Raw genomic sequence first — 14805 nt, 5'->3', positions numbered from 1 at the left:
CCAATACCTGGAAGGCCATGCTGCTGAGACACATTCGCTATTTCCTCGCCGTGGCGGAGCACGGGAATTTCACGCGTGCCGCCGATGCGCTCCACGTGTCGCAGCCGACCTTGTCGCAGCAGATCCGGCAACTCGAGGACACGCTCGGCGTGCCGCTGTTCGACCGCTCAGGCCGGACCGTGCGGCTCACCGAGTTCGGCCGCGTGTACATGCGGCATGCGCGAGCCGCGCTGCAGCAGCTGGACGCGGGCCGGCGCGCGCTGCATGACGTGGAGGATCTGAACAGCGGGTCGCTGCGGCTGGCGATGACCCCGACATTCACGGCTTACCTGATCGGATCGCTTATCGAGCGTTTCCATGCGCGTCATCCGAACCTGACGCTGACGATTCAGGAATTGCCGCAGGAGCAGATCGAGGCGCTGCTCGCCGACGATGGTCTCGACCTGGGGTTCGGGTTCGTGCCGGCACAGCTGGCGGACATCGAAGCGACGCCGCTGTGGGACGAGACGCTCGCGCCCGTGGTGGGCCGCGGGCACCGCCATGCGCGCCGGCGCCGGCCGCTGACCCCGCGCGAGCTGGCCGACGAGCCGCTGATCCTGCTGAGCCGCGTGTTCGCGACCCGCACCAGCATCGACCAGTACTTCGCGGCGCACGGCGTGACGCCGCGCGTCGCGATCGAGGTCAATGCGATCAACGCGATCATCGAGGCGGTGCGGGGCGACCGGCTTGCGACCGTGCTGCCGGCGGCGATCGCCGAGCGCAACGACGCGGTCTGCGTGGTCAGGATGGAGCCGGCGCTGCCGCGGCGCACGGCGGCGCTGCTGGCCCGCCAGGGCGCGTACCGGAGCGCGGCGGCGCGCGCGTTCGCCGCGTGCGTGGAGGAAATGCGAGGCTAGCGGCACCGGCCGCGCGGCGGCGTTGAAGCCGCGCGGTGCGCGGTCAGGCGCGGGGCGTGGGGAAGTGGACGCCGGCGCGCTGCGCGGCGTTCGCGATGTGCGTTTCGATCGCGAGCCCGGCGGCGGCGGGATCCCGGGCGACTAGCGCGTCGAGGATCGCGCGATGCTCGTGATAGGTCGACAGCACCAGCTCGCGCCGGTAGAACGGCATCCGCTGGCTTTCCTTCATGATGTCGGCGCTGCCGCGCAGGATCGACTCGATCGCCGCGTTGCCCGCGAGATTGACGATCCGCATGTGGAAGTCGAAATCGAGCTGCGATGCCTCGTCGAGGGCGTTGTTCGCGAGTGCGATCTGCAGTGCGGCGATGTTGTCCTCGAACCATGCGAGATCGTCGTCGCTGACCGCGAGCGCCGCCATCCTGGCCGCGAAGCCTTCGAGCGCGAAGCGCATCTGGTACGTGTCGGGCAGCGACGACTGCTCGGCGAACCGCCATGCATGGCCCGCGCTCGCCTGCGCGCGTTCCACGTAGACGCCCTTGCCGGGCCGGATCGTCAGCATGCCCAGCGCTTCGAGCGTCGACAGCGCCTCGCGCAGCGACGCGCGGCTGATCGCCAGTTCTTCGGACAGCTGGCGCTGTGCGGGCAACAAGCTGCCCACGGGGTAGACGCCGCCCTCGATCCGGTCGCGGATCGTGGCGATGGCGGCATCGGTGACGGTGTGCGGAACATGCCTCATGGATTTCACTGATTCTCCGGTCTGACCGGCATTGTAAACCGGCCGCCGGAGCGCGTGCCCCAGCTTGGGGAAAGCCATGATCCGGTGACCTTTCCAGTACGAATTCGAGGCGCGTATTGCGCGGGTAATCCCTATTTTGGATGACCTTGACTCGACTATATCGGCTTCCTACTATCGTCCATAACAGTACTGGTCTTACCAGTATGAACAGACGAATCCACAACCGCTGGAACGGGAGCACGCCGTGTCGAAGTTTCTCAATTCGCTGTTTGGCCGGGTCGTCATCGCCCTGGTGATCGGGGTAGCGCTCGGTGCGTTCTTCCCGCATTTCGCGCAGTCGCTGCGGCCGCTGGGCGACGGTTTCCTGAAGCTGATCAAGATGGTGATCGGGCCGATCGTGTTCTGCGTCGTCGTGAGCGGAATGGCGAACGCGGGCGATCTGAAGAAGGTCGGCCGGGTGGGCCTGAAAGCGGTGATCTACTTCGAGGTGATGACCACGCTCGCGCTCGGCATCGGTATCGCGCTCGCGTGGCTGACCCGTCCCGGCGTCGGCATGAACATCGATCTGCACTCGCTCGATCCGGCCTCGCTCGCCGACTACGCGAAGAACGCGCAGAGCCTGAAGGACACCGCCGGCTACCTGCTGAGAATCATCCCCGACACGGCGATCGACGCGTTCGCGAAGGGCGACATCCTGCAGATCCTCGTGTTCGCGGTGCTGTTCGGCTCGGCCCTCTCGCTGCTCGGCGACAAGGCGCAGCGCGTCAATTCGCTGATCGAGGAGCTGTCGCACGTGTTCTTTCGCGTGATGGGCTTCATCATCAAGCTCGCGCCGCTCGGCGTGCTCGGCGCGATCGCGTTCACGACCGGCAAGTACGGCGTCGCGTCGCTGAAGCAGCTCGGGATGCTCGTCATCGTGTTCTACGCGAGCTGCGCGATCTTCGTCGCGGTGGTGCTGGGCATCGTGATGCGGCTGGCGGGCTTCAGCGTATTCAAGCTGATCCGCTATCTGCGCGAGGAGCTGTCGATCGTGCTCGGCACCGCGTCGTCGGATGCCGTGCTGCCGCAGGTGATGCGCAAGCTCGAATGGATGGGCGTCAAGGATTCGACCGTCGGCCTCGTGATTCCGACCGGCTATTCGTTCAACCTCGACGGCTTCTCGATCTACCTGACGCTCGCGGTGCTGTTCATCGCGCAGGCCACCAACACGCCGCTGTCCGCGCACGACCTGATCCTCGTGCTGCTCGTGTCGCTGCTGACGTCGAAGGGCGCGCACGGCATCCCCGGCTCGGCGATCGTGATCCTGGCCGCGACCCTGTCCGCGATCCCCGCGATTCCGGTGCTCGGCCTCGTGCTGATCCTGCCCGTCGACTGGTTCGTCGGCATTGCCCGCGCGCTGACCAACCTGCTCGGCAACTGCGTGGCGACGGTCGTGGTCGCGGTCTGGGAAAACGACATCGACAAGGCGCGCGCCCACCGTGTGCTCAACCAGGAGTTGCGTTACGTGCCGGCCGGCGAGGCCGGCGCGTCCGATGCGCTGGCGGGCGACGGACACGCGCCGGCGCACTGAATCCCGCGGCGGGCGCGACGGCGTCCGCCGTCGAGCCGGTCCGCGCGCGGGCCGGCTCGAAACTCGAACAACACAGGAGACGACATGGCTGCCCCGATTCTCGATCCGAACGCTCCCGCGTTCACGCGACGCTACATGAATCTCGCCGACCCGCGCCTGGGCGCGCAGGCGCTGTTCGCGAGCGACGAATTCTTCGCGCCGAAGGAGCGCATGCTCAGCCCGGAGCCGGCGGTGTTCATCCCGGGCAAGTACGACGATCACGGTAAATGGATGGACGGCTGGGAAACCCGCCGCAAGCGCACGACCGGCCACGACTTCTGCGTCGTCAGGCTTGCGCGGCCGGGCGTCGTGCATGGCGTCGATCTCGACACCAGCCACTTCACCGGCAATTTCCCGCCGGCCGCGTCGATCGATGCGTGCGTATCGGACCAGGACACGCCGCCTGACAGCGCCGACTGGCAGGCGCTCGTGCCCGCCACCACGCTGCAGGGCAATCAGCACCATTACGTCGAGGTCGCCGATCCGCGGCCGTTCACGCACCTGCGCGTCAATCTCTATCCGGACGGCGGGCTTGCCCGCCTGCGCGTGTACGGCCAGCCGCAGCGCGACTGGAGCCGGGCGGCGCGCGGCGAGCAGGTCGATCTGGCGGCGGTCGAGAACGGCGCGTACCTGGTCGCGGCGAACAACCAGCATTTCGGTCCGGCGTCGCAGATGCTGATGCCGGGGCGCGGCGTCAACATGGGCGACGGCTGGGAAACCCGCCGCCGCCGCGAGCCCGGCAACGACTGGGCGATCGTCGCGCTCGCGCGTCCGGGCGTGATTCGCAGGGTCGAAGTCGACACCGCGCACTTCAAGGGCAACTTCCCCGACCGGTGTTCGCTGCAGGCGGCGAGCGTCGTCGGCGGCACCGACGAGTCGCTGGTGACCCAGGCGATGTTCTGGCCGGTGCTGCTCGCCGAGCAGCCGCTGTCGATGGACCATGTCCATACGTTCGAGTCGCAGCTGGCGGCGCTCGGCCCCGTCACCCACGTGCGCTTCAATATCTACCCGGACGGCGGCGTGTCGCGCCTGCGTCTGTGGGGCGAGCTGGCATAGCGGGGGCGGGCATGGAAACTCAGCGCATCCTGCGCATCGAGCGGCTGACGCGCGCGGCATTCGCTCCGTTCGGCGATGTGATCGAACTGGACGGCGCGCGCCGCTTCCCGATCAATGGGGGTACGACCGAACGCTTCCACGACCTGGCGTCGATCGACGTGTCCGACGCGGGCGGGCGCCCGCTCGTCAGCATGTTTCGCGCGCAACCTCGCGCCGAGCCGATCGAGATCGTGATGATGGAGCGGCATCCGTTCGGGAGCCAGGCGTTCATTCCGCTGGCCGCCGTGGCCCGCTATGCGATCGTGGTCGCGCCGGCGGGCGATTTCGATCCGGCGCGGATGCGGGCGTTCATGGCGGAAGGCTGGCAGGGGATCAATTATGCGAAGGGCGTCTGGCACCATCCGCTCCTTGCGCTCGACCGCGTAAGCGACTTCATCGTCGTCGATCGCGGCGGCAGTCAGCCGAACTGCGACGAGATCGCGCTCGACACAGGCTGGCGGCTCGCTGCCGAGGCGAGCCACCTGTCGGTCGTCTGACACGCGGTGCCCGGCGGCGGACGAAAAAAAGCCCGGTTCAGGCTCGACGCCGACCGGGCTTTTTTTCGGCAGCGCGCGGCTGCAGGTTTCTGTAAGCTTCAGTGCTTGCGATGCGGGCAGTTTTCCGTCGCGCAGGTGCCGTACATGGCCAGCGAGTGCTCCTGCAGCTTGAAGCCGCGTTCCCTGGCGATCGACTGCTGGCGGCTTTCGATCTCGGCGTCGAAGAACTCCTCGACGCGGCCGCAATCGAGGCAGACCAGGTGATCGTGGTGAGAACCTTCGTTCAGCTCGAACACGGCCTTGCCGGACTCGAAATTGCTGCGCGACAGCAGGCCGGCCTGCTCGAACTGGGTCAGTACGCGGTAGACGGTGGCGAGGCCGATGTCGAGTTCTTCGTGCAGCAGGCTGCGGTAGACATCTTCAGCGGTCAGATGGCGTACCGGGCTCTGCTGGAAAATTTCGAGAATTTTGAGGCGCGGTAGGGTGGCCTTCAGCCCGATATTTTTGAGATCGGTCGGATTGGTCATGGCTAGGCATCCCTAGAGTACAATGCAGGGCTTCAATAGTACCGGCTTTTCGCCGTTTCAGTCATCTTTGACAAAACTCGCGCGGCCTGCGCAACGGGCCAGCACGGTGAGGGAAATGATTCCAACATCTCTTTTGCATTTTCAGAGGAGCCGCATGCGGAGTGCCATCATCGCTGCCGCCGCCGTTGCTGCGCTGGCTGGTTGTTCGTCGTACGACAGCGTGACGCAACGCATCGCGCAGAGCATTACGCCGTATCGCATCACGGTTGTGCAAGGTAACTTCGTCTCGCAGGAAAAGGCTTCCCAACTGCAGGCCGGCATGACGCGCGAACAGGTGCGCGCGCTGATCGGCACGCCGCTGCTGGCCGACATGTTCCACGCGGACCGCTGGGACTACCTGTTCTACTTCAAGCGCGGCTCGACGTCGGTCGTCCAGCAGCGCGACCTGGTGCTGACGTTCGCGAGCGACCGCCTCGTCAGCTGGACGGGCGCCGACAATCTGCCGTCCGAACTCGATCTGCTCGCCGACATCGACGGCGACCGGCGCGGCAAGAAGAAGACCAAGGCGGCCGCGGCCGTCGCCGCGAGCGGTGCGCAGCCGGCCACGACGGCCGCCGCCGACGCGCCGCCTCAGCCGGCCGGCGCGTCGCTGCCGCCGGACCTGTCCGGTACGCCGGACGCCGATGCGAACGCGCAGGCGGCCCGCGCGGCGAACCGTGCGACCAGCCAGGTGTCCGGCCAGGGCACGGGGGGCGGAGGCCGTTTCGCGCCGTCCGCGCAGAACGCGCCCACCGCACCGACCCCGGGCGGCATGCCGCCCGGCGCGAGCCCGGCGATCCAGCCGCAGTTCCAGTTCCACCGCCCGGCCCAGCCGACGGTGCCGAACGATTCGACTCAGCCGGTCGGCCCGACCGGCACCGACAACCTGCCGAACCAGCCGTTGACCGCCCCCGCGGCGGGAACCGGCGGCTGAGCCGGCAGTCCGACGTCAACACGGGGCGGCGCAGGCCGCCCGTCTTCTTTTCGTAAGCAGGTAGCCGCATGTCGTCCAACAAGATTGCCATTGCCGGGGCGTCCGGCCGTATGGGCCGGATGCTGATCGAAGCGGTGCTGAACGATCCGGACGCAACGCTCGTCGGCGCGCTCGACCGTGCGGGCTCGCCGCAGCTCGGCGAGGACGCGGGCGCGTTCCTCGGCAAGGAAACGGGCGTGCGCCTGACCGACGATATCGAGCAGGTGTTCGCCGCCGCCGATTTCCTGATCGACTTCACCCGTCCGGAAGGCACGCTCGTCCATCTCGAGGCCGCGCTGCGCCACCGGGTGAAGCTCGTGATCGGCACGACGGGCTTCACCGAGCCGCAAAAGGCGCAGCTGCGCGCGGCGGGCGACCAGATCGGCGTCGTGTTCTCGGCGAACATGAGCGTCGGCGTCAACGTGACGCTCAAGCTGCTCGAACTCGCCGCGCGGCAGTTCGCGCAGGGCTACGACATCGAAATCATCGAGGCGCACCATCGTCACAAGGTCGATGCGCCGTCCGGCACCGCGCTGATGATGGGCGAAACCGTTGCCGGCGCGCTCGGCCGCTCGCTCGAAGCATGCGCGGTCTACGGCCGTCACGGCCTGACGGGCGAGCGCGATCCGTCGACGATCGGTTTCGCGGCGATTCGCGGCGGCGACATCGTCGGCGACCACACGGTGCTGTTCGCCGGGATCGGCGAGCGGATCGAGATCACCCACAAGTCGGCGAGCCGGGTGTCGTATGCGCAGGGCGCATTGCGCGCGGTGCATTTCCTGGCCGGCAGGCCCGCCGGTTGCTTCGACATGCAGGACGTGCTCGGCCTGCGCTGAGCCGCCGACCGATTCCGATGGCGACGCCGACCGGCATCCTCCACTATCTCGACAGCGGCGACGCGGTCACGCACGCGGTCGCGTATGTGCTGCTCGCGATGTCGGTTGCGAGCTGGTGTTTCCTGCTGGTGAAGGCCTGGGTGCTGGTGCGCGCGAAGCGCCAGGGGCCGGGCGCGCTGGCGGCATTCTGGCGCGCGGCCACGCTCGACGACGGCATCGCCGCGCTGCGCGCGGCGGACCGGGAGCGGGTGTTCGCGCCGCTCGCGGAAGCGGCGCGCGACGCGGCGAACGACGCCGATCCGGGCGCGCTGGCCGCCCGGGTCGAGCGCGGCGAACGCGTGCTGCGCGCGCTGCGCCACGCGATGCTCAGGTCGCAGCGGCGGCTCGAATTCGGCCAGGTGCTGCTCGCGTCGATCGGCAGCACGGCGCCCTTCGTCGGGCTGCTCGGCACCGTCTGGGGCATCTACCATGCGCTCGGCAGCATCGCCGCGAGCGGGCAGGCACAGATCGAGAACGTCGCGGGGCCGGTCGGCGAGGCGCTGATCATGACGGCATTCGGCCTCGTGGTCGCGATTCCGGCCGTGCTCGCGTACAACATCCTCGGGCGGCTCGTGCGTCAGCTTGCCGAGGAGCTTGACGGTTTCGCCCGCGACCTGCACGTGTTCGTGTGCGGCGAGTCCGCGTAACGGTTCCGGCTCCGGGAGACGCGCATGGCATTCGGCGGGCTCGATCACAAGGACACGGCGGCGCCCATCGCGGACATCAACATGACGCCGCTGATCGACGTGATGCTCGTGCTGCTGGTGATCTTCATCATCACCGCGCCGCTGCTGACCCACGCGATCCGGCTCGACTTGCCGAAAGTGGCGGCCGCGCCAGCGCGCGACACGCCGGACACGATCACGCTGTCGATCGACGGCGCGGGCAAGCTGTACTGGAACGATCAGCCGATTGCGTTCGATGCACTCGGCGCGCGCCTTCGCGAGGCCGCCGCGGGCAGCGAGCAGCCTGAACTGCACCTGCGGGCCGAGCGCTCGACCCGCTACGAAACTGTCGCGCAGGTGATGGGCGCCGCGCAGCAGGCGGGCCTGGCGCGCATCGGCTTCGTCACCGACATGCCGCCGCGCCCGGCCGCGGCGCCCGCCCGGCACCCCTGAACACCCGCCTTCGCCGCGCGGCCGGCCTTTCCGGCCGGCTCGGACGGTATAATCGACCCTTTCCCCGGATGCCGGGGAAGCGCGAATCTCGATCCACTCCGCGCGCGTGCGCCCGGGCGCACCGCCCCAAGCCTAGTCCGACCACACCATGCAAGAAAGATACGTACCCACCGACGTCGAAGCCGCAGCCCAGAGCGACTGGCGTGCCGTCGATGCTTACAAGACGACGGAAGACTCGAAAAAGCCGAAGTTCTATTGCGTGTCGATGCTGCCTTACCCGTCGGGCAAGCTGCATATGGGGCACGTGCGCAACTACACGATCAACGACGTGATGTACCGCTATCTGCGGATGAACGGTTACAACACGCTGATGCCGATGGGCTGGGATGCGTTCGGGATGCCGGCCGAGAACGCCGCGATGGCGAACGGCGTGCCGCCCGCGCAGTGGACCTACGACAACATCGCCTACATGAAGAAGCAGATGCAGTCGATCGGGCTCGCGATCGACTGGTCGCGCGAGATCGCCACCTGCAAGCCGGACTACTACAAGTGGAACCAGTGGCTGTTCCTCAAGATGCTCGAGAAGGGCATCGCGTACAAGAAGACCGGCACGGTCAACTGGGACCCGGTCGACCAGACCGTGCTCGCGAACGAGCAGGTGATCGACGGACGCGGCTGGCGCTCGGGCGCGCTGATCGAGAAGCGCGAGATCCCGATGTACTACATGCGGATCACCCAGTACGCGGACGAACTGCTGAACGACCTCGACGGCCTCGGCTGGCCCGAGCGCGTGAAGGTGATGCAGCATAACTGGATCGGCAAGAGCTTCGGCGTCAATTTCGGCTTCCCGTACGAACTCGACGGCGAACAGAAGCTGCTGCGCGTGTTCACGACGCGCGCCGACACGATCATGGGCGTCACGTTTTGCGCGATCGCGGCCGAGCATCCGCTCGCGACGCGCCTCGCGCAGGGCCGGCCGGACCTGCAGGCGTTCATCGACGCGTGCAAGCGCGGCGGCGTCGCGGAGGCCGACATGGCGACGATGGAGAAGAAGGGCGTCGCCACCGGTTTCACGGTTGCGCATCCGTTGACGCAGGAGCCCGTCGAGGTGTGGATCGGCAACTACGTGCTGATGAGCTACGGCGAAGGCGCTGTGATGGGCGTACCCGCGCACGACGAGCGCGATTTCGCGTTCGCGAAGAAATACGACCTGCCGATCAGGCAGGTGATCGAGGCGGAAGGCCGCACCTATTCGCTCGACGAGTGGCAGGAGTGGTACGGCGACAAGGACATCGCGGTCTGCATCAACAGCGGCAAGTACGACGGTCTCGCCTATGGCGCGGCGGTCGACGCGATCGCGGCCGACCTGAAGGCGGGCGGTTTCGGCGACAAGCGGGTGACCTGGCGCCTGCGCGACTGGGGCATTTCGCGCCAGCGCTACTGGGGCACGCCGATCCCGATCATCCACTGCCCGACGTGCGGCGACGTGCCGGTGCCCGAGCAGGATCTGCCCGTGGTGCTGCCGGAAGATCTGGTGCCGGACGGCACCGGCAACCCGCTCGCGAAATCGGAGGCGTTCGTCAACTGCGCCTGCCCGAAGTGCGGCGCGGCCGCGAAGCGTGAAACCGACACGATGGACACCTTCGTCGATTCGGCGTGGTACTTCTCGCGCTACGCGGCGCCCGGCGCCGCGACGATGGTGGATGCGCGTACCGATTACTGGATGCCGATGGATCAATACATCGGCGGCATCGAGCACGCGATCCTGCATCTGCTGTATACGCGGTTCTGGACCAAGGTGATGCGCGACTTCGGCCTCGTCAAGTTCAGCGAACCGGCGAAGAACCTGCTTACGCAGGGGATGGTGCTGAACGATACGTTCTACCGCGAGGACGCGTCCGGCAAGAAGACCTGGTACAACCCGCTCGACGTGTCGCTGTCGCATGACGACAAGGGCCGCCCGACGGGCGCCGTGCTCAACACGGACGGCCAGCCGGTCGTGCTGGGCGGCGTCGAGAAGATGTCGAAGTCGAAGAACAACGGGGTCGACCCGCAAGTGCTGATCGATCAGTACGGTGCCGATACCGCGCGCCTGTTCACGATGTTCGCCGCGCCGCCCGAGCAGCAGCTCGAGTGGTCGGGCGCGGGCGTCGAGGGCGCGAGCCGCTTCCTGCGCCGCGTGTGGGGCTTCGGCGCCGCGAACGAGGCGGCGTTGGCCGTGCCCGCGTCGTTCGATGCCGCGCAGCTGGCCGAAGTCGACAAGACGGTGCGCCGCGAGGTCTACAGCGTGCTCAAGCAGGCCGACTTCGACTATCAGCGGCTGCAGTACAACACGGTGGTGTCGGCCGCGATGAAGATGCTGAATGCGATCGACGGCGCGAAGGGCGCGACGCCCGCCGTGCTGCGCGAAACCTACGGCGTGCTGCTGCGCGTGCTGTATCCGGTCGTGCCGCACATCACGTACCAGCTGTGGCAGACGCTCGGCTATGCCGACGAATTCGGCTCGCTGCTGGATGCGCCGTGGCCGAAGGTCGACGAGGCGGCGCTCGAGCAAGCCGAGATCGAACTCGTGCTGCAGGTGAACGGCAAGGTGCGCGGCGCGCTGAAGATCGCGAAGGCGGCGAGCCGCGAGGACATCGAGGCGGCGGCGATCGCGGACGATGGTTTCGCGAAGTTCAGCGAGGGCCGGCCGCCGAAGAAGATCATTATCGTGCCGGGCCGTCTCGTGAACGTCGTCGTTTGACGAAGCACGCGACCAGAACGACGAACCAGCAAGGAGCGAAGGTGATTCGCAGATCGTTTTTGATGCTCGTGGGCAGCGCGGCGATGCTGTCCGCGTGCGGTTTCCAGCTGCGCGGGCAGCAGGATTACGTGTTCAAGCACCTCGTGATCGTAGGGGCGCAGCCGGTCGTGGCGGCACGGCTGACGCGCATGATCCAGGGCGGCAGCGATACCGTGATCGAAAAGACCATCGCCAATGCCGACGCGGTGCTGCACGTATCCGAATCGCGCGGCCAGAGCACGCTGACGCTCGATCAGTACGGCACCGCCCAGGAATACCAGCTCAATTACTCGATGAGCTACACGCTGACCAACAAGGACGGCGCGCTGCTGATTGCCCCGAGCGTGATCGCGCTGAACCGCGCGATGACGTACAACTCGCAGTACGCGAACGCGAAGGCGCAGGAGTCGGACATCCTGTACGCGGACATGCAGAACGACGCGGTCGATCAGTTGATGCGCCGTTTCGCGATCGTGCGCACGCTGAACCCGGGGCCGGGCGAAACGGTGCCGGGCGTCGCGCCGCGCGCGCCGCTGCCGCCGCCGCCGCTGTGAGCGCCGCGTGTTCTTCTCACCGATGAGCGCATAACCCGATGCAATTGCGACTGGACGCGCTGGAAGCGCATCTCGCGAAAGGGCTCGCCGGACTGTACACCGTGTACGGCGACGAGCCGCTGCTCGCGCAGGAAGCGTGCGACCGGATCCGGGCGTCCGCGCGCGCGGCGGGGTTTACCGAGCGCTCGGTGTTCACCGTCGAGCGCAGCTTCGACTGGAGTTCGCTGCTGGGCGCGAGCCAGTCGATGTCGCTGTTCGGCGATCGTCAACTGGTCGAACTGAGGATTCCGTCGGGCAAGCCGGGCAAGGAAGGCGCCGATGCGTTGAAGACGCTCGCGGGCGCAGGCAATCCCGACGTGCTGACGCTCGTCACGCTGCCGCGGCTCGATGCGGCGACGCAGAAGTCCGCGTGGTTCACCGCGCTGATGAATGCCGGCGTCGCGCTCAAGATCGATCCGGTCGATCGCGCGCAGTTGCCGAACTGGATCGGCCAGCGGCTCGGCATGCAGGGGCAGCGGGCGCCGGCGGGCGAGGACGGGCGGCGTGCGTTGCAGTTCATCGCGGAGCGTGTCGAAGGCAATCTGCTCGCCGCGCACCAGGAAATCCAGAAACTCGGCCTGCTGTATCCGCAGGGGCCGCTGACGCTCGAACAGATTCAGGACGCGGTGCTGAATGTGGCTCGCTACGACGTATTCAAGCTCAACGAGGCGATGCTCGCGGGCGATGCCGCGCGACTGTCGCGGATGATCGACGGGCTGAAAGGCGAGGGCGAGGCGCTGGTGCTGGTGTTGTGGGCAGTCGTCGAGGAATTGCGCACGCTGCTGCGGATCAAGCGCGGCGTGACGGCGGGCAAGCCGCTTGCCGTGCTGGTTCGCGAGAACCGGGTATGGGGCCCGCGCGAGCGGTTGATCGGCCCCGCGCTTGCCCGCGTGTCCGAAAGCGTGCTCGAGAAGGCGCTGGCTTTCGCCGCCCGGCTCGACCGTCAGGTCAAGGGGCTGTCCGGCGCGACGCCGGGCGCGCCGCGGGGCCGGAACGAGCCGCCGCCGGATCCCTGGGACGGCTTGTTCCAATTGGCGATGACGGTCGCGAGCGCGCAGAGCGCCCGCCCGGCCGCCCCGCCGCCCGGTGCGGCATCGCGTCGCCCGGCCTGAGCGGGGTTCGCGCGTCGCGCTTACAATCCTGCATACCGGCGGCGCGCGAGCCGGCCTGTCCCCGCCGCCCGCGCCCGCCCGTTTTCGTTAATCGTTTCCCGCCGTATTGCGCGGCGGGCACTCCGAGCCCCACGATGGATATCGATCAATACATGACGGACGTCGGCCGTCGCGCCCGGCGCGCTTCGCGCGCGATGGCCCGCGCCACGACCGCCGCGAAGAATGCCGCGCTCGACGCGGTCGCCCAGGCGATCGAACGTGACGCCGCGACGCTCAAGGCCGCCAATGCGCGCGATGTCGCCCGCGCGCGCGAGAAAGGCCTCGACGCCGCGTTCGTCGATCGCCTCACGCTGTCCGAGAAAGCGCTGAGGACGATGATCGAGGGGCTGCGCCAGGTTGCCGCGCTGCCGGACCCGATCGGCGAGATCGGCAATCTCAAGTACCGGCCGAGCGGCATTCAGGTCGGCCAGATGCGCGTGCCGCTCGGAGTGATCGGCATCATCTACGAATCGCGTCCGAACGTGACGATCGACGCCGCGGCGCTGTGCCTGAAATCCGGCAATGCGACGATCCTGCGCGGCGGCTCGGAAGCGCTCGAATCGAACACCGCGCTCGCGCAGCTGATCGGCGAGGGGTTGCGGGCCGCGGGCTTGCCCGAAGACGCGGTGCAGGTCGTGGCGACCGCCGATCGCGCGGCGGTCGGCAAGCTGATCACGATGACGGAGTACGTCGACGTGATCGTGCCGCGCGGCGGCAAGAGCTTGATCGAGCGCCTGATCAACGAGGCGCGCGTGCCGATGATCAAGCATCTCGACGGCATCTGCCACGTCTACGTCGACGATCGCGCGGATCACGCGAAGGCGCTGACCGTGTGCGACAACGCGAAGACGCATCGCTACGGCACCTGCAACACGATGGAAACGCTGCTGGTCGCGCGCGGCATCGCCGCCGACCTGCTGCCGCCGCTCGGACGCCTGTATCGAGACAAGGATGTCGAACTGCGCGTCGACCCGGCGGCGCGCGCGGTGCTCGCCGCGGCGGGCGTGGGCCCGCTCGTCGACGCGACCGAGGAGGATTGGCGCACCGAATATCTCGCGCCCGTGCTGGCGATCAGGATCGTCGACGATCTCGACGCCGCCATCGAGCACATCAATACCTACAGTTCCGCGCACACCGATGCGATCGTCACCGAAGATCACGATCGCGCGATGCGGTTCCTGCGCGAGGTCGATTCGGCGAGCGTGATGGTGAACGCGTCGACCCGCTTCGCCGACGGCTTCGAATTCGGCCTCGGCGCCGAAATCGGCATCTCGAACGACAAGCTGCACGCGCGCGGTCCGGTCGGTCTCGACGGACTGACGTCGCTCAAGTACGTCGTGTTCGGACACGGCGAAGGCCGTCAATAACGGAGGGCGGATCGATGGCAATGCTCTGGGTCAAGACCTTCCACATCGTGCTGATCGCCGCATGGTTCGCGGGGCTGTTCTACCTGCCGCGCATCTATGTGAATCTCGCGATGGAAACGGAGCCGGCCGCGGTGCGCCGGCTGCTGATCATGGCGCGCAAGCTGTTCCGCTTCATGACCTTCATCGCGGTGCCGGCGCTGGCCTGCGGGCTGTGGCTGTGGCTCGTGATCGGCATCGGACGCGGGCAGGGCTGGGTGCATGCGAAGCTCACCGTCGTGGTGCTGCTGCTCGTCTATCACGCGTATTGCGGGTACCTGCTCAAGGTGTTCGAGCGCGGCGAGAACCGGCGTTCCGACAAGTGGTATCGCGTGTTCAACGAGTTGCCGGTGCTCGGCATGCTGGCGGCGGTGGCGCTCGCGGTGATCAAGCCGTTCTGATTGCGCGCCCGGCCGGGCCGACCCTCGACGACGGCGCCCTCGCGGCGCCGTTTTGCATTGGGCCGCGGTATCGGGCGGTCATCCCGTCGCGTCCTTTACGCGCGACGCCG

At 67.6% G+C, this 14805-nt stretch carries 15 protein-coding genes; 13 read left to right on the top strand and 2 right to left on the bottom strand.

Annotated features, from left to right (window positions below):
- Window positions 1–17 precede the first annotated feature (17 nt).
- Window positions 18–896 (top strand): transcriptional regulator CynR, encoded by an 879-nt coding sequence (gene cynR, locus RZR99_RS19850; RefSeq protein ID WP_323121480.1) that lies wholly within the window; start codon window positions 18–20, stop codon window positions 894–896.
- A gap of 43 nt (window positions 897–939) precedes the next feature.
- Here cynR and RZR99_RS19845 read toward each other — a convergent pair whose 3' ends face one another.
- The gene (locus tag RZR99_RS19845; RefSeq protein ID WP_323121572.1) at window positions 940–1632 is read right to left on the bottom strand and encodes a FadR/GntR family transcriptional regulator; all 693 of its coding nucleotides are present in this window, start codon (window positions 1630–1632) and stop codon (window positions 940–942) included.
- Between the two features lie 244 nt (window positions 1633–1876).
- On the opposite strand from RZR99_RS19845, the gene RZR99_RS19840 reads away from it, so the two are divergent.
- From RZR99_RS19840 to RZR99_RS19830, 3 genes are all read left to right on the top strand, one after another.
- A complete protein-coding gene (locus tag RZR99_RS19840) occupies window positions 1877–3202 on the top strand; it encodes a C4-dicarboxylate transporter DctA (protein WP_323121479.1) in 1326 nt (441 codons plus the stop codon).
- An 84-nt stretch (window positions 3203–3286) separates the two neighbouring features.
- On the top strand, window positions 3287–4297 hold the full coding sequence (alc, locus tag RZR99_RS19835) for an allantoicase (RefSeq protein WP_323121478.1): 1011 nt from the start codon (window positions 3287–3289) through the stop codon (window positions 4295–4297).
- 11 nt (window positions 4298–4308) lie between these two features.
- Entirely contained in the window at window positions 4309–4833 is a 525-nt protein-coding gene (locus RZR99_RS19830) for an ureidoglycolate lyase (protein ID WP_323121477.1), read from the top strand.
- A 98-nt stretch (window positions 4834–4931) separates the two neighbouring features.
- Here the strand turns inward: RZR99_RS19830 and fur are convergent, their stop codons facing one another.
- Window positions 4932–5360, bottom strand: a complete 429-nt coding sequence (gene fur, locus RZR99_RS19825) for a ferric iron uptake transcriptional regulator (RefSeq protein WP_323121476.1) — start codon at window positions 5358–5360, stop codon at window positions 4932–4934.
- Window positions 5361–5514: 154 nt separating this feature from the next.
- On the opposite strand from fur, the gene RZR99_RS19820 reads away from it, so the two are divergent.
- From RZR99_RS19820 to RZR99_RS19780, 9 genes are all read left to right on the top strand, one after another.
- Entirely contained in the window at window positions 5515–6333 is an 819-nt protein-coding gene (locus tag RZR99_RS19820) for an outer membrane protein assembly factor BamE (RefSeq protein WP_323121475.1), read from the top strand.
- A 68-nt stretch (window positions 6334–6401) separates the two neighbouring features.
- On the top strand, window positions 6402–7208 hold the full coding sequence (gene dapB / locus RZR99_RS19815; protein WP_323121474.1) for a 4-hydroxy-tetrahydrodipicolinate reductase: 807 nt from the start codon (window positions 6402–6404) through the stop codon (window positions 7206–7208).
- 17 nt (window positions 7209–7225) lie between these two features.
- Window positions 7226–7894 carry a MotA/TolQ/ExbB proton channel family protein gene (locus RZR99_RS19810; protein ID WP_323121473.1) on the top strand — a complete coding sequence of 223 codons (669 nt, stop codon included), beginning with the start codon at window positions 7226–7228 and terminating at the stop codon, window positions 7892–7894.
- A gap of 24 nt (window positions 7895–7918) precedes the next feature.
- Window positions 7919–8365, top strand: coding sequence for an ExbD/TolR family protein (locus RZR99_RS19805; protein WP_323121472.1), 447 nt, complete (start codon window positions 7919–7921; stop codon window positions 8363–8365).
- A 148-nt stretch (window positions 8366–8513) separates the two neighbouring features.
- A complete protein-coding gene (gene leuS / locus RZR99_RS19800; RefSeq protein ID WP_323121471.1) occupies window positions 8514–11108 on the top strand; it encodes a leucine--tRNA ligase in 2595 nt (864 codons plus the stop codon).
- A 41-nt stretch (window positions 11109–11149) separates the two neighbouring features.
- Window positions 11150–11701, top strand: a complete 552-nt coding sequence (locus RZR99_RS19795; RefSeq protein ID WP_323121470.1) for an LPS-assembly lipoprotein LptE — start codon at window positions 11150–11152, stop codon at window positions 11699–11701.
- Window positions 11702–11739: 38 nt separating this feature from the next.
- Window positions 11740–12852: a DNA polymerase III subunit delta gene (gene holA / locus RZR99_RS19790; protein ID WP_323121469.1), complete on the top strand. Its 1113-nt coding sequence runs from the start codon at window positions 11740–11742 to the stop codon at window positions 12850–12852.
- Window positions 12853–12986: 134 nt separating this feature from the next.
- Window positions 12987–14258, top strand: coding sequence for a glutamate-5-semialdehyde dehydrogenase (locus RZR99_RS19785; RefSeq protein ID WP_323121468.1), 1272 nt, complete (start codon window positions 12987–12989; stop codon window positions 14256–14258).
- 14 nt (window positions 14259–14272) lie between these two features.
- The gene (locus RZR99_RS19780; RefSeq protein ID WP_323121467.1) at window positions 14273–14695 is read left to right on the top strand and encodes a CopD family protein; all 423 of its coding nucleotides are present in this window, start codon (window positions 14273–14275) and stop codon (window positions 14693–14695) included.
- Window positions 14696–14805: the final 110 nt, after the last annotated feature.

The sequence above is a fragment of the Burkholderia alba genome (assembly GCF_034721475.1).
GTDB classification, from domain to species: Bacteria; Pseudomonadota; Gammaproteobacteria; order Burkholderiales; family Burkholderiaceae; genus Burkholderia; species Burkholderia alba.
Note: the sequence above shows the minus strand (reverse complement) of the source record. Positions and strands in the feature narration are given on the sequence as shown.